Below are 22,709 nucleotides of genomic sequence, written 5' to 3' on the forward strand. Positions count from 1 at the left end.
AAAAGACCATTAAAACCTGTTCTCATTATATCAGGTATAATTGAACAATAAATTGCATTTTTTGATACATTTATAACCGATTTTGATGTAAGCTATAGTAGAGGTGATTGTGATTAAAGCCATTCGCAAAAAATTCCCAATGTCGGAGCAATTTCCTTTTCAGCTAGTTTTTAAGGATACCAAAAGTCCTCAATCCGAGCTTCCTGATCATCTGCATGATTGGTACGAAATCGTCTATGTCTACAGCGGTAAAGGGATGTTTTTCATTGACAGTTCCTTTTACGAGATGATGCCGGGAGATGTGTTTCTCATTCCCCGCAATACGATTCATCGTGCCATGCCGCATAGAAGCGAGCCTGTTACTTCATCCATTCTTTATTTCAGTTCGGCTATACTGCCCGAGCTTTCTCTGGGGGATACTTTTTCGTTGACGGCGATATTCGAACAGCTTCGCAGCTCCAAGCAGTTCAGGCTATCCTTGGAAGGCATTGATCAAGAGCACATTCAAATGTTAATCGGAGAGATCAGACAAGAATTAGAGGAGGTACAGCAAGGCTACCGTTATGCTGTCATGCTAACGCTGCACAGAATTATTGTGGCCTTATCACGCATACAAAGCTCCACCTACAGGGAGCCAAGCTCGCTTACGACGACCAGCTCTCCTTGGATGAAGGAAATCGTATCCTATATAGAGCACAATTTTCATCGCAGCCTGTCTCTCTCCTTCTTAAGCCAGAGAGCACATGTAAGTCCTGAGCATTTCAGTCGGGTTTTCAAACAAATGATCGGAATGCCACTGACCGATTATATGCATACGAAACGCATTCTGATGGCAAAGCGTCTGCTAAAGGATACTAACCTTGCCATTGAGGTGCTGGCTGAGCAATGCGGTTTCCAGAGCATGCCCCATTTTCACCGTATATTTAAAAAGATAACAGGTAAAACCCCCGCCGTGTACCGGAGGAGGTAAATGGTTGGGAATCCAGCAAGCCTATCTGCGATTACTCCCCATAATTGAATGGTCTCTTCCCTGTAAGTCCTATGTAATACTTTTGCTGAGCAGTCGAGGACTATTCGGCGGTTACCTTAAAGCTGCCAACCAGATCACTCAAATCCTGAGCTACATGGCTTAATGAGTAGGCAGATGCCGTAATCTCGTTAACGGAAACGAGCTGTCCGTCTGTCGTGGCTGCCACGGTTTTGGCAGAAGAGGAGGAGGTTCTGGCGATGCTGCTCATTTCAAGGATAGATGCGGACACATGCTGAGAGCTGGCTGCCATTTGTTGAGCGGCGGAGGCTGCATCCTGAATTTTATCGGTTACATTTTCTGTGGACTGAACAATGATTGAAAAAGAACTGCTTACGTTTTCGATAGCTGTGATCCCTTGCTCTACAGCGTGTAAGCCTTGCCTCATCGTGCCTGCCGCATGCTGGGTATCATTTTGAATTTTATTAATGATATCCGTAATTTGTTTAACAGCTGCATTCGATTGCTCTGCCAGCTTGCGTACTTCTTGGGAAACGACTGCAAATCCACGTCCGTGCTCTCCGGCTCTTGCCGATTCAATGGCTGCATTCAGCGCCAGCATAACCGTTTGCTTGGCTATATCGCCGATCAGCTTCGTGATCGACCCAATTTCATGAGAATGTCCTTCCAAGCGCTGCATCTCTTCTCCGGAGCGTCTGACCGAATCACTAATGTTGTTCATAATACCGACAAAAGCTTGCATCGTGCTGTTGCCTACCTCAGCCTGGCGGGACGTTTCGATAGCCAGCTCTGATACTTCGGCTGTAGACTGAGCGATCCGCAGCGCACCCATGGTCATTTCCTCCATCGCCATGCTGGTTTCCGTTGCGCTTTGCATCTGATTCTCCGAACCCGCAGCTACGATTTGAACGGACTGCGTGACGTGTTCAGCCGCCTTGGCATTTTTCTCCGAGCTTGCCAGAAGCTGTTCAGAGGATGCGGCTACATGGATCGATGCGCCTTGTATTTGCAGCAAAAGAGTCCGCAGATTCAAAGACATCTTGTTCAGGGAATTCACCAACTGACCGATTTCATCGCGGTTGCTCACCTGAAGATTGTTCAGCGTCAGATCACCTTCGGCTATTCGCTGCAGCGCTAACGATACCTGCCTGACCGGATTGGCAAAATGGTTGGATATCAGCATCGATAAGCCGAAGGCTGCCGCTACAGCAATAAGAAGCGTGATGATCGTATCCCTCAGCGCGTTTTGATAAAGCCGCTTGCTTTCCTCTGTGGAGGCCATTGCGCCATCATGATTCAGTTTGACTAACAGATTAATCTGATTTTGCATCGTCTGATAAGCACCCTGCGAGCTGGTGAGCATCTTCGTAATTTGACCTGCATACGTGCCAGAGCCTTCTACGAAGTTCACTCTCGTTGACAAAACAAAGGCATCGGAATAATAATCCTTGTAATTCCTCCACGCCTTAGACAAAGCATCGAAATAAGCCTGCTCCTCTTCGGTTCTGATCTTGGTTGCATATTGCTCCATATTGCCTTCAATCGCGGTGAACAGCTTTCCCGCCTCAGGCATAAACTGCTTTTTATTGTCCTCATTTGGCTCCATGATCATCGTTGCCTGCAGGGCCAGCATTTGTTCAGCCAGCAAATTGATCCTGTTAATCGTTTCTATACTAAATAACCAGGAGCTCGTGATTTTCTCGTTTTCCTGCTGCATCGACGCTATTCTGCTCATGCTGATCGATCCAAGCACACCTAGAAGTACAATCATTACCAAAAAAGATCCGAGCAGTTTTTTTCTTACGGTGAGTGTGAGAGTCGAAGTTTGAATAGCAGTCCATCCCCTGTCCAACCATCCACGATGCAACCGTAATTCTCTAATCTTCATACATAAATCCCCTCCATCACAAGCTTGGCTTCCTATCAACAACTGTAACGGAGAATTGTCAGATGAATATCAATTTTATTTGTTATTTTGATTAATGTAATAGATAAAATCTATATGAACCTATAGAACATCATCGATTGATGAATCTGTTCAACGAATGATAAGAAATCATTAACTCCATCGTACTATTGCATCAGAAATCAAAAGATTGATTCAGGCTTCACTACCAAAATAGAGTATACTAGCATTGTTAATATGGGAAAGCATGGAGAGGAGCAATAACATGAGTCCGATGCCAACTAAAGAAGATCAGTTCGCTAACGTTTATGAACAAATTCCTACCAGCCATTATCTGGTTGACAGCCGCAGAGATTCATATTACACAGGTGATTATAAGCTCGGCCTTAACTTTTACAGCTTCAGTCATAATTTGAGCTCGTGGTTGAATGGCAGTACAGAAGGCGCGCCTCCCATCGATACTATGCAAGCTATCCGATTCGCCAAGGAAGCCGGGTTTGATTCCGTGGATATTACCTCGTATTACATACCAGGGTATGATAATCTCACCATGCCGACCAAATCGGATGAAGAGATTTTTGCCTATGCCCGAAATATTAAGCAGCTATGTGAGGAGCTCGGTATCGCCATCAGTGGGACGGGTGTCAAGAACGATTTTGCCGATCCTAGCGAAGCAAGAAGGGCTTTGGATATACAACGTGTCAAGTATTGGATTGATGTCGCTGCCGTCATGGGTGCACCTGTCATTCGTGTGTTCACGGGCGAAATCTCCAAGGACATTTTGAGCACAGACTGGGAAACGATTGCAAAAGAAAGAATCGTGCCCGCTCTACAAGCATGTGCCGATTACGGCGCTCTACAAGGTGTCAAGATCGGTATGCAAAATCATGGAGACATGACTTCAACAGCTGACCAAGTGATCCGAATTCTCAAGTGGGCGGATCATCCCAATATCGGCGTGGTGAATGATACAGGCTGCTACAAAAGATTTGGGGATCGTACCGGAATTGGTTATAGCTGGTATGACGATATCGAAGCCGTGCTGCCTTATACCGTAAACTTTCAGGTCAAGAAAAAACCAACCTCTCCGGATACGGATGTTCAGGTAGATCTTGAAGAGCTGTTTACCCGCATCCGCTACAGTAACTATCGTGGACATATTCCGCTCGAGACGCTTTGGGTGAATAGCGATCCCAATCATCCGAACCAGCTTGCCGAGCCGCCTTTTGAACAAATCCGTGATTTCCTTGATCAAATAAGAGCCGCTTCAGTAAGCACAAAAACCAAATAATCATAACTATGGACCAAAGGGAGAACAAACGATGAATACTTTAAAAGAACCCCGCAAAATTGCTGGCAGAAACGTGTACAGCATCCTGGAAACCGTGGATGTGCAAAGCGGCGAACGCAGTGTATTGGCCGAATTCGATTTCTTGATTGAGGCTCCTAACTGGACTAACGACGGGAAACGACTCATCTATAACAGCTTGGGCCGCCTCTACTCCTTTGACATGACAACGAGGGAAAGTACCTTGATCGAGTCCGGATACGCCATTCAATGCAACAACGACCATGTGCTGTCTCCGGATAACTCGAACGTCGCGGTAAGCCATCACACTTATGAAGACGGTCAGTCCCGAATTTACACGTTCCCGTTGCAGGGAGGTCATCCGATACTGGTCACGCCACTCGCTCCCAGCTATTTGCACGGCTGGTCGCCAGACGGAAGCACGTTGGCGTATTGTGCAGAGCGCAACGGCGAGTATGATATCTACACCATTCCAACAAACGGCGGCAAGGAAACACGATTGACCGATTCTCCCGGACTTAATGATGGCCCGGAATATTCGCCGGACGGCACATACATTTGGTTCAATTCGGTACGGACGGGCCTCATGCAGGTGTGGCGCATGAAGGCAGATGGCAGCGAGCAAGAACAGATGACGTTCGACGAGAGCAATAATTGGTTCCCCCATATCTCACCCGACGGACAATCGACCGCATTTATCGCTTACCGCAAGGGCGATGTTGCCCCTGGCGACCATCCAGCAAACAAAGATGTAGAAATCCGCTTAATGTCCAGCTCTGGAGGCGAATTTCGTACACTGGTCAAGCTGTTCGGTGGGCAGGGCACCATCAACGTCAACTCCTGGGCGCCTGACAGCAGACAGCTGGCTTTTGTGAGTTACAGACTGAAGGACTAATAACTAATAGGGAAGTGTTCACATGGAAGCGTTTTCTATCGGTTCATGGTCATTCCACGCTTTGTTCAAAGCAGGGAAAATCAATCTATTCGGCTATTTAGAAAGCATCAAATACCGCTATCGGCTTCATCATGCAGATATTTGGAGCGGCATGATGGCATCTACAGAGGATGGTTACATACAAAGCATCAAGGAAATCTTGGATGAAGAAGGATTGACCGTTGCAAGTCTTGCTGTAGATGGCGCTGACATTTGGCATGACGATCCTGACATTCGTGAACAGCGCTATCGCAAGGCGCTCCTGTACCTTGACATTGCTCGCAGGTGGGGCGTTCAAACGCTGCGGATTGATATGGGCGTAAACGCATTAGAGCTGACAAATGAGCAATTTGAGCTTTGTGTCCAGCGTTACCGGGAATACGCGCAGTATGCCCATGATCACGGGTTTCGGGTTGGACCGCAGACTCACCAGAAAGGCTCCCAGGTCCCCCACAATCTTAAACGGCTATGTGCAGAAATATCCTCTCCTGGATTCGGCATTGTACTTAATGTGAGCCGTTGGTTGACAGATCAAGAAATTGGAGACGAAATGATTGCCCCCTTCACCGCTCACGTTCAGTTCGACCGGGCTTTTGTCGATTTTGCGGGGCAGGGGCTGCTGCAAAAGATACAGCTGTTTCGCCAAGCAGGATACAAGGGATGCTGGTCCTTGGAGTTCCGGGGTGGCAACAATGAATATCTGGAAGCAGAGCATGATTTATTAACGCTGCGACGTGCTGTAAAAGAGGCTCAGAGCAAATTGTAAAAAGCTGATGCAAGGAACGCCAAAAAACTGCCGCTACGGTGCTAGCGGCAGTTTTTCTTGTCGTTCATGTTCGTCCGGCCAGACAATTGTCGGCCACGTGTCTTATTGCAGTACAGAATCATAACCTGTTATCGTTTTTGTTTCCAAACACTCCTCAAGACCATGCACGCCATATTCCCTGCCGATTCCAGAATGTTTAAAACCTCCAAATGGTGCTTTCATTTCAAAGCCGGCTCCATTGATGAGCACAACCCCGGCTGCAATGCGGGAGGCTAGTTCATTGGCTTTCTCGATGTTAGAAGAGCTTAAGTATGCCCCTAATCCATAATCTGTATTATTGGCCATCTCGATGGCTTCGTCTTCTGTGGTATAGGTCAAAATGGACAATACTGGACCGAATATCTCTTCTTTTGCAATAATCATATCTTCAGTAACATGAGCAAAAACAGTTGGTTTGACAAAGTAGCCCCTTTGCAGACCATCCGGATGACCTTCTCCTCCGATGACCAATTCCGCACCTTCTTCAATGCCTGACTTGATGAATCGTTGAACTTGGTTATATTGCTTCTCAGTTACAATAGGGCCAAGTATAGTATCTTCATCCCACGGATTGCCCACTTTCATTGTTTCAACAGCTTCCTTAGCCAATCGTTTTACTTCTTCAAGTCGATGTTTTGGAACTAGCAATCGTGTCCCCGCAACGCATGCTTGACCATTGTTAGTAAAACATTGTTTAATCGCGGTTGGAATGGCTGTAGAAAAGTCTGCATCGTCCAGAATGATATTGGGCGACTTCCCACCCAACTCCAAAGTCACCCGTTTCATCGTATCCACAGCACCTCTACGGATCTCTTTTCCGACTAGCGTGGAGCCAGTGAAGGATATCATCGCAATGTCTGGATGTCGGGTCATCTCAGCGCCAACCGTCTGACCCAAACCATTAACCACATTGATGACGCCGGCAGGAATATTGGCCTTATGGAAGCATTCTGTTATCATCTGCGTCTGGATCGCGCTAAGCTCACTCGGCTTAATCACAACAGGACATCCCGCTGCGATGGCAGAAGCCAGTTTCGCTGTAATTTGCGAATAGCTTGCGTTCCACGGTGTAATAATACCGATAATGCCAATAGGTTCAGAGACAACCTTAGCTTTTCCAATATATTTAACAAATTCAAATTCCTCTAATGCTTGCTTCGTATCCAGAAAATTCGCAGCTGCCAAATGAACACGACCGATTGCCGCGAGTTTGGGAGCACCGTATTCATTAATATTGGCCTCCATCAAGGCATCCGAGTATGCCATAATCGCATCGTGCAATCTATGCAGCATATGGCTCCGTTCCTCTACCGTTGTTCGTGAGAAGGTTTTGAAAGCTTCCTTTGCTGCAGCTATGGCTCGCCGTGCATCTTCAGCATTACCCAAAGTCACGCGACCGATGACTTCTTTAGTCGAAGGATTAATGAGATCCTGTACTTCATTGCCATAAGGCTTAACAAATTGCCCATTTACATAAATCTGATCTATATTTCTCATGAATAAACACCATCCTTCTTATTATCGCGCTTTACGTTCCCCAATTCATGACTTCATGATTTATCCTCTCTTGTCGCTGATTAGAAGAATATCACGGATTAAAATCAAAGTAAACATTTTATATCTAATTTGTCCATTTTGTATTTTATGTTTATATTCATTTCATTGTTAGGTATAATAAGGAGAAGAGTTGGCAGAAGGGAACATAATGAACATGCCCATAGAGAAACAGCAGGAGCAAGCACGAAATAAATTGCTAAAAAAATTAATCTCATCCGTCATGAAGGACGGCTTTCAGAGCTTGAAGATGGAGGACATCGCCAAATACATGGATGTAAGCAGAGCCACTATGTATAAGCATTTCTCTTCAAAAGAAGAAGTCATCGAAGGCGTTGTGCGAATTTTTGTGGATTATATTGAAACACAGGAAGATTGGAATTTGGAGGATGGCGAGACATCATTCGGGGTTTGGTTTCAACAATTGTTTGAACAGTCGGTATCGCTTGTAGGAAAGATTACTGACATATTTTTAAAGGATCTTCAAGCAGCTTATCCTGATTTATACGATGATCTGAAAGGTATTTTGAACAAACGCGAACAACAGACCCTTAAATTTTATCAGGATGGCAAAAGTAAAGGCATTTTCAATCAAGTCAATGAGAAGTTTATTTTGCTTCAAGACGATATATTGCTTCGGGAAATTATTAATGTTAAGTATTTGCTGTATAACCAAATGTCAATTCAACAAGTGCTTTATGATTATTATCATTTCAAAAAAATTCAATTATTCAAAGCGGAAAAGATGTCGATTGTCGACGATGCAAAAATTCAACCTGTGATAGATCATATTGTAGAAAAGTTTAATCGGACACTGTAATAGTAAAGCGTGGTCTCTGATTATGAGCTTCGCTTCTATAGGATCAGCCATTATAACTTGACAGTAATCAAATCACCTTCCTTTTAAACATGTTTTACCATGTTAGATTAAATGAAACCACCTCCTCTCCACTAAACGTTAATAGATGTGAAATAAATCTTCCGGTTTGCCCAAAGGCAGACCGGAAGATTGTCACCAGAAGAGACAAATTAGTTTCTTTGCGTTACAACCCAATACTGTAGGCTGTTGATACACTGGTATCCATGGTGATCACACGAGGGAGATGATTTCCACCTGAGGAGGATGAAGGTAGTCCTGATATTTGTTAGCGACGCTGCCTGCCTGGGTATCCCCTTCGTGGAAATATACCCGATATTGATACCGTACCGTTTCCTTTGGCTTGATTAATTTGCCGCCATTAAAGTAAAAATTGTTGGCTGCAAGCAAGCCGCCGTTGCGAATATGCCAATAGGTCGGAAATTGTTCATTGTCCGGATGGTCAAATGCGGCAATCCCGAGTGTACGTCCTCCCACTTCACCGAAGTAATCACACCATTCTGCACGTTTCCCCCAACACTCAGGTTCATTGACAGATCCGTATGAGTTCACTATCGTACCGCCGTTATTTACGTTCATAGATTCCGCTACACGGATGCCAAGTGGTCCGGCTTCTTTGGTAGCGCCAAATTCTACCTGGCCGTAGCTGGCAGTAAACACTACATCCAAATCTATGATTCGTTCGCCTGCTGGTGTGTTATATACAGTGATTGTACGGACTTCATCGATTTGCGGTTTTTTATTAAAGCTCGTCCATACATTGTGTGCGGTAATGACACCGCATACGGGTCCTTCAGTCACTTCAACAAATTTTTGATGAAGCTGTCTGCCGTACCGCTCCGCCGGTTCATTCCACATGTCAATTCCATTCACATCGCCGATAGCCAGCCAAAGTGAGCGGTGATGCTTATGTTCCACTGTTTCCAAATCGAGCCGGGTATAGCTCTCACCATAAGGTCCGATCATGGGTCCAAGATATGGCTTTGCAAAGGAGGCCTCATAGACGTACGAGGTAAAATAGCTGCCCCCGACCAACACATCAATTTTCCGCGAAACTTCATGGATAAATTCCACACCGGAACCCGTCATCTTTTGCCAAACGGCTCCGGATTCGATCTTATACATACGACTTTCGCCTTTTGCCAGATGCTCGACTACGAAATGAAAATGGTAATAATCACCAATTTCTCTTACTTGTACCGTGGTAACAATGCCTTGTTCGTCCTTCATGACCAAAGAATTCAAGGCAGCACCTTGTAACAAAGCATTATTTTTATCCAGTTGGAACGCAACAGGACAATAATTACGGTCATGATTGCCCGCTTTTAATTTAATCTGAAAAGATACCGACATCCTGTTTCACCTTCTTATTTAGTATGAACTTTACCATAGATTAGCTCCTTGCCAATGTTTTGGATTTGACCAGCGGAAGAAACACTTCCTTGCCCGTCCGCGCGGACTCATAAATGGCAAGAATAATTTCAACAGCCGCATAGCCTTCTTTACCTTGGATCATAGGCGGACGATTTTCTTGCACTGCAAAAATCATATCCTGTATTTGCCCGGCATGTCCCGTTGTGGAAATCGCCGCAGGGTCTGCTCCCCCGCTCTTTTTCTCTTGCTTTCCAAATTCACTCAGCACCTGAGCTTCTTCTATTCTTTCCACATCATCCGCGAGCTTATAGGCTTCGATATTTGCGTTGCTTGCATACACGGTTCCTGTACTGCCATGAACTTGTAAAAGAGTCTCAAGGCCCGGATAAGCGCAGGTTGTACCAATAAAAGTACCGATCGCACCATTTTCGAAATGGATGACTGCTACTGCGGTGTCTTCGGTCTCGATGTTGTGATTGTAAGCGCCTGCTTTGGCAAAAACACTCTTGACTGGTCCCAGCATCCACTGCATCAAGTCAATCGTATGCACGGATTGGTTCATGATCGCTCCGCCGCCATCCATCGCCCATGTTCCTCTCCAACCGCCGTTATTCGCATAATATTGGTCGTTACGGAACCATTTCACATGAAAATTTGCTGTGATTAGCTTGCCCAGTCTGCCACTATCAATCGTTTCTTTAATTTTTTTGTTGCCGGGGCTTAAGCGGTTCTGAAAAACACAACCTACATATTTCCCTGCTTTTTCAGCTGCAGCTAAAATGTCGTTGATCTTATCCAGCTGGATTTCGAGAGGCTTTTCCACCAAGACATGCTTGCCTGCCGCAAGCGCCTTAATGGCATCGTCACGGTGCCTGCCGCTTGGTGTACATACACTCACAACATCGATGTCCGGCCGTTGTAACAGCAGTTCATAACTCGTGTAACGGTTCTCCGGCGCAATGTTACATTCATCACCTACACTATTGAGAACGACTTCGTCAAGATCACAGATAGCAACAAACCCGCAACCCTTCGCTTTCACAGCACTCCTTACATGTGATTTACCAACACCCAAACCGACTACTGCATATCCTACTGCTTGATTACTCATCCTGTTTTCCTTCTTTCATTTAGTTGATTTATATGGCTTATTGCTCGACAACAGTGGTGTACCATTCCTTGGTCGTCACGATATTCTGCTTATTGTCGGCGTAATACTTTTTCATCCACTCGTCCACTTTATCCCCACCGGATTTTTTCCACAAATCCTGAGCTTCTTTAAGGGATTGTTCTGTCGTATAAGTGCTTCCGCTTACGATGGCCTTGTTCCAGAGATCTTGAACTGCCTTCATCGCATTGGTTTGGATCGTGAGCAGTTCTGGCGGCAGCGCAGGGGAGTTGCTATTGTCAATGACGTAAGGCATTGGACGTTCCGGCGTTACGTACTCTTTCTTGGCCGCTTTGTAAAGCTCCAGGAAATCCTTTTGCACGGGGTCACTCGTATCCAAAGGCCCTTCCACTGTCCCGCACTTTCCTTCTGCGAATTTGGTATGGAGAACCCAATATCCCTGGGTATACGAAACTTCTTTTGCAGATTTATCCTTGTCAATTGGCATTGGACAGCCACTAGGTCCCTTTTTCCAGTGAACGCCTTCCAGACCGTACTTCAATGTCGTAGAATTAGCCGGATTAAGTACCCAATCGAGGTATTTCATAACGGCGTCGGGATCTTTCGCATTTCGGTTGATCACTCCGTTTACGGCAAAAGGCGAAGTGGCTTCCGGACTGAAATGACCGTATTGGGTTGCTGGCATTGGAAGAATCGCGACTTCACCATCCGGGTTGTTTTTCTTAAAATCCTGAAAAGACGACAATCTGATCGTAGCACTCCAAATGCCTAATTTCCCTTTCATCCAATCCTGCTCGGCTTTTTTTCCGTTTGTGTCAACTAAAAAGTCCTTGTCCGTAACGCCGGCATCAAACAATTTCTTCTTATAATCAGCTGCCGCTTTCGCCCGCTGCCAATCATGCGTCAGCTCGCCATTGTCCAATACCCAATCCACATTCTGGAACATGTAATCGATCAAGTTGCCAAAGCTGCTGAGCGCAACACCATATGTATCCTTTTTACCGTTGCCATCCGGGTCCTGCTCGGCAAACGCCTTGGCGACGTTTAACAATTCCTCGGGCGTTTTGGGCATGCCCAAATTAAGCTTTTTTAACCAATCCGCTCGGATATACATACCGACGTTGGCATCGGTTCCGTTCACCTTGCCGATTTTATAGATTTTCCCGTCATTTTGTTTGCCCAATTTCGCCAGCGTCGGATATTTTTGCAAAACGCTTTGGTAATAGGGGCTGTCTTTTTTTATGAGATCATCAAGTGGTAATAGCTGGTTCTGTGTGTACAAGCTGTTCAGTAAATTTTTATCGTAGTCTATGATCAGATCCGGCGCAGATCCGGAGGCAAACAAGATGTTCAGTTTTTGAGCAGATTCCGTTCTTGGAATCGAGACGAACTTCACATGTACCGGGGCATTTTGATTGATCCAGTCCACCCACCGGTTTTTCTCCATCGTTCCTTCTTCCTTGGGAACATTACCGTAATCAAAGGCCATGACGGTAATTTCGGGCTTTTTATTCTCACCGGCTTTGTTGTCGCTTTCTTTGGGTTGGCTATTCGAGCAAGCGCTCAAAAGCAGGGCTGCAGCCGTTCCTGCAGCTAGAAACATAGGTAAGGGTTTTCTCAATCGTTTTCGTTTCATCATTATCCGCCTCCAAAAGAGATCTATCGAACACCTATCCTTTAATCGAGCCAATCATGCTGCCCTTCACAAAATACTTCTGTAAGAACGGATACACACACAACATCGGTACAATCAACACGAAGATCGCGGCTGACTTGATCGATTCGGGTGTAATTCGCTGCACCTGGTCGGGATCAAGCTGTCCTACTTCCTGAAGGATCGTTTGGCTTTTGATCATATTTTGAACGAGTACTGTCATATTTAACTTGCTGCTGTCATTGATATAAATCAACACGTTTGAAAACATATTCCAGAACCCGACAGCATAAAAGAGCGTCAGCGTTGCCAGTATCGGAAATGACAGCGGAAGTAGAATTTGCATCAGTATTCTCGTCTCTGAGCATCCGTCGATTCTAGCCGCCTCAATCAGTTCCTCGGGAATGTTCTCAAAAAAAGTCCGCAGCAGCAGCATATTATAGGCGCTGACAAGACCCGGAAGCCATAAGGCGCCATACGTATTAACAAGTCCTAATGACTTGACAACTAGATAGGTCGGAATTAAACCGCCCCCGAACAGCATCGTGAATACGACGGCCAGCGTAAAAAATCGACGCCCGTAAAAGTAGCTGCGAGATAGCGGATACGCAGCCAAAATGGTGAATATCATGCACAGTACAACACCAACGATCGTGATCACGATATTGTTTTGTAACGCCTGCAGGATGTTAGTACCAACGAATAACTTATAGTAGGAGTCCCATTGCAAGCCGATCGGATAAAGGGTAACCCGCCCAGCGGCAATTGAACTCGAATCACTCAGAGACATAGCGACAATATTCAGCAGGGGCAGCACACAGCTCAAGCCGGCCAATGCCAGGATCGTGTAGTTGATGAAATAAAATACTCTCTCCCCGAAGGTCGCCTTCATAACTCATCACTTCCTTGTAATTGTTGTAGGGATATCAGGCAATCGGCTACCACAATCCTTGTTTAAACTTACGGGCGATTTGGTTGGAACCGATAACAAGAACCAAACCGACCAGCGATTCGAACAACCCCATTGCGGCCGTAATGCTAAACTGCCCCCCTTGCAAACCAGCCCGATAAATAAATGTGCTAATAACTTCGGAGATATTGGCCACTACGCTGTTCTGAAGTAAATAAATTTGATCAAACCCCACCTCCATGACGTTACCCATCGCTAGAATCAGCAGCAAAATGATGGTTGGCCTAATACCAGGGAGCGTGATATGCCAAATCTGTCTCAACTTGTTGGCTCCGTCCATGCCAGCGGATTCGTACAGACTAGGATCAATCGTTGTGATGGCTGCGAGATAAACAATGGCGGAAAACCCGACTTCCTTCCAAATTCCCGATCCCAAGAAAATAGCAATCCATGAAAACCCATTGTACAAAAATGGATAGGCGGTCCCACCTCCCAGCTGCACCAGGTTATTAATGATCCCGCTTTCTCGGGAAAAAACCGTAATGACAATACCAGCTACGACGACCCAGTTAAAAAAGTGCGGTAAGTACACCAAGGTCTGCACGATATTTTTGAACCAGGTTTTTCTCACCTCATTAAGCAAGATGGCAAGTAAAATCGGAAAAGGAAAACCGATTAAGATTTTCAGCACGCTCAACAGCAGCGTATTGCGAATCGTATTCACCATCTGCGGGTTACTGAAAAGCAAATGGAAGTTGTCCAATCCCACCCAAGGGCTGCCCAATATACCGTCCGAAAAATTATACTGCTTAAAGGCAATAACCGCCCCCAGCATCGGTACATATTTAAAAATAATAAAGTAGACGATTACTGGAAAAAACATCATCATCAGCGGGATGTTTTTTCTAAAGAGGATTCTTCGCTGCAGGGTCCTCTCTCTCTCTAAGCCTATTACTTCAACGGGTATGGGTTGGTCATTCATCGTTTCGTCTGCTCCTCCTCTCTCTGAAATGGGTATTCTATTGTTGTGTCTTCACGCTTTTCACATTAGTTTATTTGCGTATCCACAGTCAATAAACATGATTCTGCCCATACACCTTAAGCTTTTTCCAATAAAAAAACCGATGAATCCAACGAATCAAGCCGTTAGTATACACCATTTTCGTCCACACACAATTACGCTGCTATCGAAACTCCTTGCGATAATCGCCTGGCGTCATGCCAACCATTTTTTTAAATACCCGAATAAACGAAAACGTATGGATATATCCTGCCTTTATTGCAATGTCCTGTACAGGTATGTCGGTTTCCGCCAACCACTTCTTTGCGCTCTCCACCCGGATCTTGGTCAGATAGTCGCTAAATTTTTCTCCGAAGGCTTCCTTGAATAATTGACTTACATATTTCGAGCTGATCTGAAAAGCATCCCCAAGATGTGTAAGAGATAAATCAGGATCGTCGAAATGAAGTTCAACATAGACTTTCACATTCTGAATCAATTGACGATTGTCGCGATGCTCCCGCTGCCCTTCTATCCTATTTAATGCGTCGGAAAAAAGTTTCAGGAAGCCTGACTGTAAATCGTCAAGCGTTTCGAACTGATTCAAAAGATCATTCATTCGGGGTAAGGCGTCTTTCGTCCAAATTTCCTTAATCTCAACTGAAAAATCGGATATTTCCCTAAAAATATGGTACATCATATAATTCATCAAGCTGACAATATCGTCCCTTGTGTAAATGTCAGAGCCAAGATCATCAAACAGCTTATTCATCTTAATCTCCCATTCCTCTTCCCCTAACCGGAATGATTGGGTGAGGGAACGGATGATTTGTACATGCTTTGAGGTTTCGCTGCCAGGCGACCTTGTCCAAACCTGTTCTAGCTCAATGACCCTGTTACCCCCAAGCGAAGACTTGTATTTCAATGCTTCCGAAGCTTCTTCATAAGACTGTTGAATGTCGTTAATTTGGAATGCCGCATTGCCGACACCGACTGTCACAGTGAAATCAAGATTTTGTTCCACCCATTTCCGTACGTTTTCGCATAGTTCCACTGCTCTTGTGTCATTCTTGGCTGGCCACTGGTACAAGGTTACAAGATGATGGCCTGATATCCATTCCGTCCATACGACCAAATGATGCTGATCGGCGATTTCCTTAATTACGCTGCTGAGAACGAATTTGAGCAAATGCTGATCCTTGCTTGGATATCGGTCGATAAAAGCTGCATATTTGTCCATTTCGAAGACGACCAAACTCCATTGCTCCGCATGCTCCGGCAAATCCAGCGCTCTCATTTGGGCTCCCCATTCCTCGGAGCTGATTGTATCGGCGTCATAAAGCAGCTCATAGAAAAAATATTTCCTGCGATAATGTTGGGTCTCTTTATGCTGCTTCTGAACCTCATTGGACTGCTCGATGAGTTTGTCCAGAGCTGTACCGATAAAATTGAATTCATCCTTCCCTTTTTCGCCGATCAATTCAAAGCTTTTTTGCAAGGAATAATGTTGAATGCGCCCCATAATCCTTTCAATAGGCTTATAGTTTCGGCGTGTGATGAATACGATCCATACGGCACCGGAGCATACGGCTATTAGCATGAACACGATCCAAATATAGGAGAAGATAGAGAACACACTGTATACAATATTACTTCCAATTCCGCTTCGAAACTCCCAGCCCGTATAATCCGACTTCATGCCGGGCAACCCCTTCTCCTCAGTTGGAGTGTGCTGGACCTTCGCATTTCGGACCTCTGTTCCAAAAAGTAAATTTCCATCTGTATCAACAACGTTCATTAAATCGATATTGGATTTATAAATGTCATCGAGTGATTTCTCAATCAAGTCGATCCCAACGTTTACCACAACGAAGCCTTCGCTGCCGGACTGCAAAGGAACTTTTCGGACAAGAGTTACGACAGAGCTCGATTTTTGATCAAAAAACTCGGAATAGCTTCGTAGGACCGACCAGTTCTGAGGAACCTCCTTATCTTGAAGCAGCTTCAAAATAAATCCACGATCCCCAAACTCTTCAAGCGGCATCATTGCATTTTTGCTCATTACCGTGTGGTCGAACAAGCGAACCAAATATATGGAATTAATTACAGGGTTCGTACCCGTCAAACTTTGGATTTTCTCGGAAGCTTGACTGTTCACGACATAACGATTCATATCCGACGTCGGATAAAAAAACTCCCCTATGCTTTTATCCGTCAAAATACCTTTGATGACCGTGTTATCAATATCTTTGAGCGAATGTTCGATCGTTTGTTTTACATAGGATAAAAATAGCCGATTGGCTGTTTCCGCTTCTTTTTGCGAAAAATCCCGCATGGCTAAAAACGAGATAAAAATGACTACAAATACGATAACCAGAAAAATCGGCAAATAGGATAGAAGTAAACGGTAAAACCATTTTTTCATTGAAAGCCACCCTCAATTGATATAAAAGTGTTTTTTTGATTACGCTTACATATTAGCTATTGAGAACGTTAAAATATCCACACATTTATGTTGTTATTGTACTGGACAAGTTCATCTGGAAAAATGTAATATTTTCGTTTCTTTTATGTAATATCATCGTTATAAGCAGCATGAGATGTACTAATCGTATAATTATACCACTGATAAATACAAAAATCCCGGGCAGTTTACCACCCGAGGATTTTTGTATTATTTACAATTTAAATTGAGGCAGCCACTCTTTATTTTTTTCAAACATTTCATCTACCATTAATTTAATTTCATTAAGACTAAGTACGGCTGAAGTAAGCGGATCAAACGCAATGGAGTGGAAAACCTTTCTCGGGTCCCCTTCTATGGCAGCTTCTACAGCTAATTCTTCACATCTGGCATTCGTATTAATTAATAAGGCAAGTTGAGCAGGCAATGGTCCTACATGCATGGGGTCAAGCCCACGTTTAGAAGCAAGTACCGGAACCTCAACACAGCAGCCTTCAGGTAAATTATCAATTAATCCAAAGTTTCGAACATTGCCATTAAACTCAAATAATGTCCCATCCCCGATGGTTGCATTAAAAATGTAAGCAGCATATTCAGGTCCTCTTTCAAGGTCAATTGTATCCTTTTGTAACCACTCATCTATTTCTCTTTGCCATGAATGCTCTTTTTTCAAATACGACTCAAGAATAAATGCATGTTTTCCTGGATTCGAGCCTGTGCCATCTATACAATACTTCTCAATTAAATCAGGTCTCTTCCTAAACCACGGATTGTATTCTGAATTATGTCCACTTGATTCGGTTACATAATAGTCAAGATTAGCAAACATTTCGTTTCTTACGATCTCTATGTTATAGATCTCAGGTTTCTTCAAAGCTTCTCTAATAAGTGGATACGCATCTTTACCGTTCCATTTATACTCAAGATAGAAAGCTTGATGGTTAATTCCTGCGCATTTGTATGTGATTTCATCCATAGGTGCGCCTATCCACTTGGCCAGCTTCCCTGCTGTTCCTTGAACACTGTGGCATAAACCGGTAACCTTTACTTTACTCATTCCCTGCATAGCTCTACAAAGCATAGCCATTGGATTGGTGTAATTTAAAAATATAGCATCAGGACAATATTTTTCGATATCCTTGCAAATATCAAGCATCACAGGGATCGTTCTAAGTGCCCTAAAAACTCCAGCTGGCCCTCTCGTATCACCACAATTTATATCTACACCATATTTCATTGGAATTTCAACATCATGTCTCCAGACATTGACTCCACCGGCAAGAATCGTACATACAACACCATCCGCTCCTTCAAGTGCCTCAGCCCTGCTCTTCATTGCGATAACCTTTGCCGGATATTTACCTTCCTCAATGATTCTATTAACTGCTTTGGTTATAGCAGCCAAGCGCACATCATCAATATCCATAAGTGCAATTGTACAATCTGATAATGCCGGAAATGTTAAAATATCTTTTACCAGAGTCCTCGTAAATCCAAAACTTCCCGCTCCTATAAATGCTATTTTCTTCATAACATGATTCCTTTTCGTTATTTAATTTATTAATAACCTCTAAAAGCAACTCCCCTTATTTCAATATCTCCTCAATTCTCAACAGCTCTTCCTGGCTGAAATCGAGGTTGTTCAAAGCTGCAACATTGTCTTCAATCTGACTTACCTTACTCGCTCCTATGAGCGCCGATGTTACGCGTCCTTCTCTAAGTACCCAGGCTATGACCATTTGAGAGAGGCTTTGACCACGCTCTGCGGCAATGCTGTTCAAGCGCTTGATCTTGGACATGACCTCATCCGTGATGGATTGGACATTCAAAGCTCGACTGGAGCCTGCCGCCCTTGAATCGGAAGGAATTCCGCTGAGGTAGCGATTGGTCAGCAGTCCCTTGGCTAAAGGCGAAAAGGCTATGCAACCTATTCCTTCCTCTTTCAGTACATCCTGCAGACCATTTTCTATCCATCTTTCAAACATAGAGTATTTGGGTTGGTGGATAAGACATGGGGTACCCAAATCTTTTAAAATGGCAGAAGCCTCTTGGGTCTGCTCTACGCTGTAATTGGACAGTCCTACATACAAAGCTTTCCCCTGTCTTACTGCCACATCAAGTGCACTCATTGTTTCTTCCATCGGTGTCTCGGGGTCAGGCCTATGTGAATAGAAAATGTCAACATACTCAATTCCCATACGCTTAAGACTCTGGTCAAGGCTGGAAATCATATGCTTCTTGGAGCCCCCGTCTCCATATGGCCCTTCCCACATTCTGTTGCCAGCTTTGGTTGATAGGATTAATTCATCACGGTAAGCCGTAAAATCGGCTTTTAGTATGCTGCCGAAATTCGCTTCTGCTGATCCTGACGGCGGACCGTAATTGTTGGCCAGGTCAAAGTGGGTAATTCCAAGGTCGAATGCTCGGCGCAGCATGTCTCGTTGGGCTTCCAATGCATGTACGCCTCCATAATTTTGCCAAAGGCCGAGGGAAATAGCAGGCAGTTTGAGACCAGAGCTTCCGCACCTGTTATATTTCATGCCAGAATATCTTTCATTTATGGGCATATAGCTCATCAAGTCACCTCCAGCTTTTAATAATTTAATTCACAAGTGAACAATTGCGGTTGTTAGCGTACCTTCGGTACACGCTTGGCAAGCTGTGCAGGCGAACCCGACCCGGAGGTCATCGGCGTGAGTCGGACCTGGAAGTGGAACCCCTCCGCCTTCAGTAAATACTGAGGGAGCACACCGGGACCGCAGCTGGCACTGCCGATGCCGTTCTGCGCAAGATCGAGATGCAGGAAGACGCGGTCGCGTTCCTTCAGCTCATAAGTATGCTTCGCCTTTTCCAGATCCTCACTCGTATAGCGCCTGGCCGTAAACTCGAACTGCGGTGAACCTGTCGCCAGCAGACCCGCTCCCTGCTCATTCGTCAAAGCGAGCCAGCGTGTATCGGTGCGGTTACCGTTTTCCTGCGGTACGATGTATTCGGTGAACAGCTCGTGCACGGTTTTCCGGTATACGCCAAACTTTACGGCCTGCTTCGAATCGGCGTACGCTTCGCCAGGGCCCCGACCATACCATTCCGCCCGATCACAATCGTTCGTCAGTGCCAGCCGCAAACCGATGCGGGGGAGCGTCTCCGGAGCACCACTGCCCTCGATCATGCCATTCACGTCGATCGTCACGTCCCCGTTGGCATAAATCGTGTAAGTATATAACGTGTCGACCGACCATTTCAAAATAGGCGGTGCCACACGTACCCTGCAGGTGACTGTTACGACCGTTCCGCTGCCATTACTGCTCCAGTCCACACTCATGACACGATGCTGCAGCCAGTGCAGCCCACAATTTTTCCATACGACCGTCGCTCGTCGATCATTCTCGATAGATGTCCTCCAGTCGCCGATCGGCCGCATATCGTTGTCTGTCGGAGCACGCCACAGATCGAGCCTTGGTCCTTCCTCCAGCAGTCGGACGCCGGCGTGTCTCCAGCCTGAGATAACGCCATAAACACGGTCAAATAGAAGCTCAAAATCACCGCCACGCACCTCCAGCATCACACCGTTCTCCGTCACGGACAACGGCGCGAAGGCAAACAGTTCAAGGTTAGGGCTATGCTCCGATTTGTTCGGGAATTCAAATTGGGCCCATGCAACCTCGAAGCCTGATGTGGCCCAAGCCGTATCGGCGGCAAGCAGGAGGCTGACGTTCAACCAGTAATCGGTTGCCGGCTGCAACCGACTCGGCAGCGCATAGTTGATGTTCAGGGTGCCCGTACATCCCGGCGCGATATCGGGCAGCTCACATTTACCCGAGCATAGGACTTTTCCATCTGCCATTACATTCCATACAAGATGCAAATGATCCAGCTTATGCAGGAAATCGTATCGATTCGTAAGCTTCAACTGCCCAGCCTGCAAATCCAATGCTTCGATCACAACCGGCTCGATCACCTTCTTTAGCTCCAGCAGTCCCGGCGATGGCACACGGTCCGGGTTAACGAGACCGTCGATAATGAAATTCATATCGTTCGGGTGGTCATCAAAATCGCCACCGTAGGCGAAGAATTCCACACCGTCAGCCGTCCTCTGCCGGATGCCCTGATCAACCCATTCCCACACGAAGCCGCCCTGCAGACGCTTATACGTATAGAAGACGTCCCAATATTCCTTCAAGCCGCCCGGACCGTTGCCCATCGCATGTGCATATTCGCAAATGATGTGGGGCTTGCCAAGATCTTCACGCTGGCCAAGCTCGTGCAACTGCCAAATCCTGTTGTACATCGTGCTGAACACGTCAGCGGTCACAGCCTCCCTATCTTCTGCGTAGTGCACCAGTCGTGTTGGGTCATGCTCCTTGGCCCAGCGATACATCGCCGCATGATTACAGCCGTAGTAAGATTCATTGCCAAGCGACCAGAGGATGATGGAGGGATGATTCTTGTCACGCTCGATCATCCGTTCGATCCGGTCTATATAGGCAGCCTCCCACTCCGGGTCGTCGCTCAATTGATTGGAATTGTCTGTTCGATGGAAGCCGTGGCATTCCAGGTCGGCCTCGTCAATAACGTAAAGTCCGTATTCATCACACAGGTCATAGAAGCGCGGATCGTTAGGATAATGCGAGGTACGGACAGCATTAATATGGTGCCGCTTCATCAGCAGCACGTCCTTTCGCATCCATTCAAGCGGTACGGTTCGTCCAAGGTCGGGGTGATGATCGTGCCGGTTGACGCCCTTAAACATAATCGGCGTCCCATTGACAAGCAGCAAGCCGTCCTTCAGTTCAACACAGCGGAAGCCAACGCGCGCTGCCGTTACCTGCGTGGTATCCCCAATTACCCGGATCAACAGCTTGTATAAGTACGGGTCTTCCGCAGACCATTTCCGAGGGTTGACGACAGGAAGCGTTAACACCGCCGAGTGGTCCTGCGTCAGTGCACATCCGGTTATTGTTTTCTCCGCACTGCCGCCTTCAACCGGTCCCCCGTACGCATCGAGCAGCTGCAGCTCGACCCGCACGGCTTGGGCAGCTGCGTTCACGCTGCGCAAGCGCAATTTGACATCGAGAGTCGCATCACGATAGTCCGCATTGAGCAGCGTCCGAACCGAATAATCGTATAGGTGAGTTTGTGGCGCTGCTGTCAAATAAACGTCGCGGAAAATACCGCTCAGCCACCACATGTCCTGATCCTCGATATACGAGCCGTCCGACCACTGCATGACGCGAACCGCAAGGACGTTCGTCCCCTCGTGAACAAGGTCAGTGATATCGAACTGCGCCGGCATGCGGCTGCCCTTGCTGAAGCCCGCCTCCCGTCCGTTTACCCAAATGAAGAATGCACTGTCTACGCCTTCAAAATGCAGCGTAATGCACTGTTCGCTCCAATCAGCCGGAACCGTAAATTCACGGCGGTAGGAGCCGGTCGGATTATCGGTCGGCACCAGCGGTGGTACGACCGGGAACGGGTAGACGACGTTCGAGTAATGCGGCCGGCCGTAGCCGTGCATCTGCCAGCAGGAAGGCACAGAAAGGTCATCCCAGCTGCTTGCATCGAAAGCTTCCAAGTGGAAGCTCGACGGGGCGTGAGCAGGAGTCGGGGCGTAGTTGAATTTCCAAGTTCCATTTAGTGGCACATAATTGGGGGATAATTCCCGTTCGCAGCATAAAGCGCTTTCGTCATCACCAAACGGGATGAATGCAGCTCTTGCCGGCAGCCGGTTTCGGTGCAGCAGCCTGTGATTTTCCCAGTCATTCATCATATTCAACCAAACACTCCAATCGATATGCCGTAGAAATA

At 46.0% G+C, this 22,709-nt stretch carries 16 protein-coding genes; 5 read left to right on the forward strand and 11 right to left on the reverse strand.

Translation table 11 applies throughout. The features are described 5' to 3' along the window. Positions 1 to 109: 109 nt before the first annotated feature. Positions 110 to 970, forward strand: coding sequence for an AraC family transcriptional regulator (locus NST47_RS26205; RefSeq protein WP_341159756.1), 861 nt, complete (start codon positions 110 to 112; stop codon positions 968 to 970). Between the two features lie 100 nt (positions 971 to 1,070). Here NST47_RS26205 and NST47_RS26210 read toward each other — a convergent pair whose 3' ends face one another. Beyond that, positions 1,071 to 2,876 carry a methyl-accepting chemotaxis protein gene (locus NST47_RS26210; protein WP_341157759.1) on the reverse strand — a complete coding sequence of 602 codons (1,806 nt, stop codon included), beginning with the start codon at positions 2,874 to 2,876 and terminating at the stop codon, positions 1,071 to 1,073. A 283-nt stretch (positions 2,877 to 3,159) separates the two neighbouring features. On the opposite strand from NST47_RS26210, the gene NST47_RS26215 reads away from it, so the two are divergent. The 3 genes from NST47_RS26215 to NST47_RS26225 are packed head-to-tail and all read left to right on the forward strand — an operon-like array spanning position 3,160 to position 5,903. Next, positions 3,160 to 4,185: a sugar phosphate isomerase/epimerase family protein gene (locus tag NST47_RS26215; RefSeq protein ID WP_341157760.1), complete on the forward strand. Its 1,026-nt coding sequence runs from the start codon at positions 3,160 to 3,162 to the stop codon at positions 4,183 to 4,185. Between the two features lie 31 nt (positions 4,186 to 4,216). After that, positions 4,217 to 5,098, forward strand: coding sequence for a TolB family protein (locus NST47_RS26220; protein ID WP_341157761.1), 882 nt, complete (start codon positions 4,217 to 4,219; stop codon positions 5,096 to 5,098). Positions 5,099 to 5,120: 22 nt separating this feature from the next. Continuing rightward, complete coding sequence (locus NST47_RS26225) at positions 5,121 to 5,903, forward strand: sugar phosphate isomerase/epimerase family protein (RefSeq protein WP_341157762.1); 783 nt, start codon at positions 5,121 to 5,123, stop codon at positions 5,901 to 5,903. A 102-nt stretch (positions 5,904 to 6,005) separates the two neighbouring features. On the opposite strand, the gene NST47_RS26230 is transcribed toward NST47_RS26225, so the two are convergent. Beyond that, positions 6,006 to 7,439 carry an aldehyde dehydrogenase family protein gene (locus NST47_RS26230; RefSeq protein WP_341157763.1) on the reverse strand — a complete coding sequence of 478 codons (1,434 nt, stop codon included), beginning with the start codon at positions 7,437 to 7,439 and terminating at the stop codon, positions 6,006 to 6,008. Positions 7,440 to 7,647: 208 nt separating this feature from the next. On the opposite strand from NST47_RS26230, the gene NST47_RS26235 reads away from it, so the two are divergent. Beyond that, on the forward strand, positions 7,648 to 8,316 hold the full coding sequence (locus tag NST47_RS26235) for a TetR/AcrR family transcriptional regulator (RefSeq protein ID WP_341157764.1): 669 nt from the start codon (positions 7,648 to 7,650) through the stop codon (positions 8,314 to 8,316). A 270-nt stretch (positions 8,317 to 8,586) separates the two neighbouring features. On the opposite strand, the gene NST47_RS26240 is transcribed toward NST47_RS26235, so the two are convergent. The 9 genes from NST47_RS26240 to NST47_RS26280 all read right to left on the reverse strand — a co-directional run bounded on the left by NST47_RS26240 (position 8,587) and on the right by NST47_RS26280 (position 22,671). Then, a complete protein-coding gene (locus NST47_RS26240; protein ID WP_341157765.1) occupies positions 8,587 to 9,726 on the reverse strand; it encodes a DUF6807 domain-containing protein in 1,140 nt (379 codons plus the stop codon). A 40-nt stretch (positions 9,727 to 9,766) separates the two neighbouring features. Beyond that, the gene (locus NST47_RS26245; protein ID WP_341157766.1) at positions 9,767 to 10,858 is read right to left on the reverse strand and encodes a Gfo/Idh/MocA family protein; all 1,092 of its coding nucleotides are present in this window, start codon (positions 10,856 to 10,858) and stop codon (positions 9,767 to 9,769) included. Between the two features lie 37 nt (positions 10,859 to 10,895). Next, positions 10,896 to 12,512: an extracellular solute-binding protein gene (locus NST47_RS26250; protein ID WP_341157767.1), complete on the reverse strand. Its 1,617-nt coding sequence runs from the start codon at positions 12,510 to 12,512 to the stop codon at positions 10,896 to 10,898. 34 nt (positions 12,513 to 12,546) lie between these two features. Next, the gene (locus tag NST47_RS26255) at positions 12,547 to 13,422 is read right to left on the reverse strand and encodes a carbohydrate ABC transporter permease (protein ID WP_341157768.1); all 876 of its coding nucleotides are present in this window, start codon (positions 13,420 to 13,422) and stop codon (positions 12,547 to 12,549) included. A gap of 46 nt (positions 13,423 to 13,468) precedes the next feature. After that, positions 13,469 to 14,422: an ABC transporter permease gene (locus NST47_RS26260; RefSeq protein ID WP_341157769.1), complete on the reverse strand. Its 954-nt coding sequence runs from the start codon at positions 14,420 to 14,422 to the stop codon at positions 13,469 to 13,471. A gap of 202 nt (positions 14,423 to 14,624) precedes the next feature. Next, the gene (locus NST47_RS26265) at positions 14,625 to 16,865 is read right to left on the reverse strand and encodes a helix-turn-helix domain-containing protein (protein ID WP_341157770.1); all 2,241 of its coding nucleotides are present in this window, start codon (positions 16,863 to 16,865) and stop codon (positions 14,625 to 14,627) included. A 253-nt stretch (positions 16,866 to 17,118) separates the two neighbouring features. Next, positions 17,119 to 18,435 (reverse strand): alpha-galactosidase, encoded by a 1,317-nt coding sequence (gene melA / locus NST47_RS26270; RefSeq protein ID WP_341157771.1) that lies wholly within the window; start codon positions 18,433 to 18,435, stop codon positions 17,119 to 17,121. A 55-nt stretch (positions 18,436 to 18,490) separates the two neighbouring features. Beyond that, complete coding sequence (gene mgrA, locus NST47_RS26275) at positions 18,491 to 19,480, reverse strand: L-glyceraldehyde 3-phosphate reductase (RefSeq protein WP_341157772.1); 990 nt, start codon at positions 19,478 to 19,480, stop codon at positions 18,491 to 18,493. A 53-nt stretch (positions 19,481 to 19,533) separates the two neighbouring features. After that, positions 19,534 to 22,671: a glycoside hydrolase family 2 TIM barrel-domain containing protein gene (locus NST47_RS26280; RefSeq protein ID WP_341159757.1), complete on the reverse strand. Its 3,138-nt coding sequence runs from the start codon at positions 22,669 to 22,671 to the stop codon at positions 19,534 to 19,536. Positions 22,672 to 22,709 lie beyond the last annotated feature (38 nt).

The sequence above is a fragment of the Paenibacillus sp. FSL H8-0034 genome (assembly GCF_038000305.1).
Lineage (GTDB): Bacteria > Bacillota > Bacilli > Paenibacillales > NBRC-103111 > Paenibacillus_S.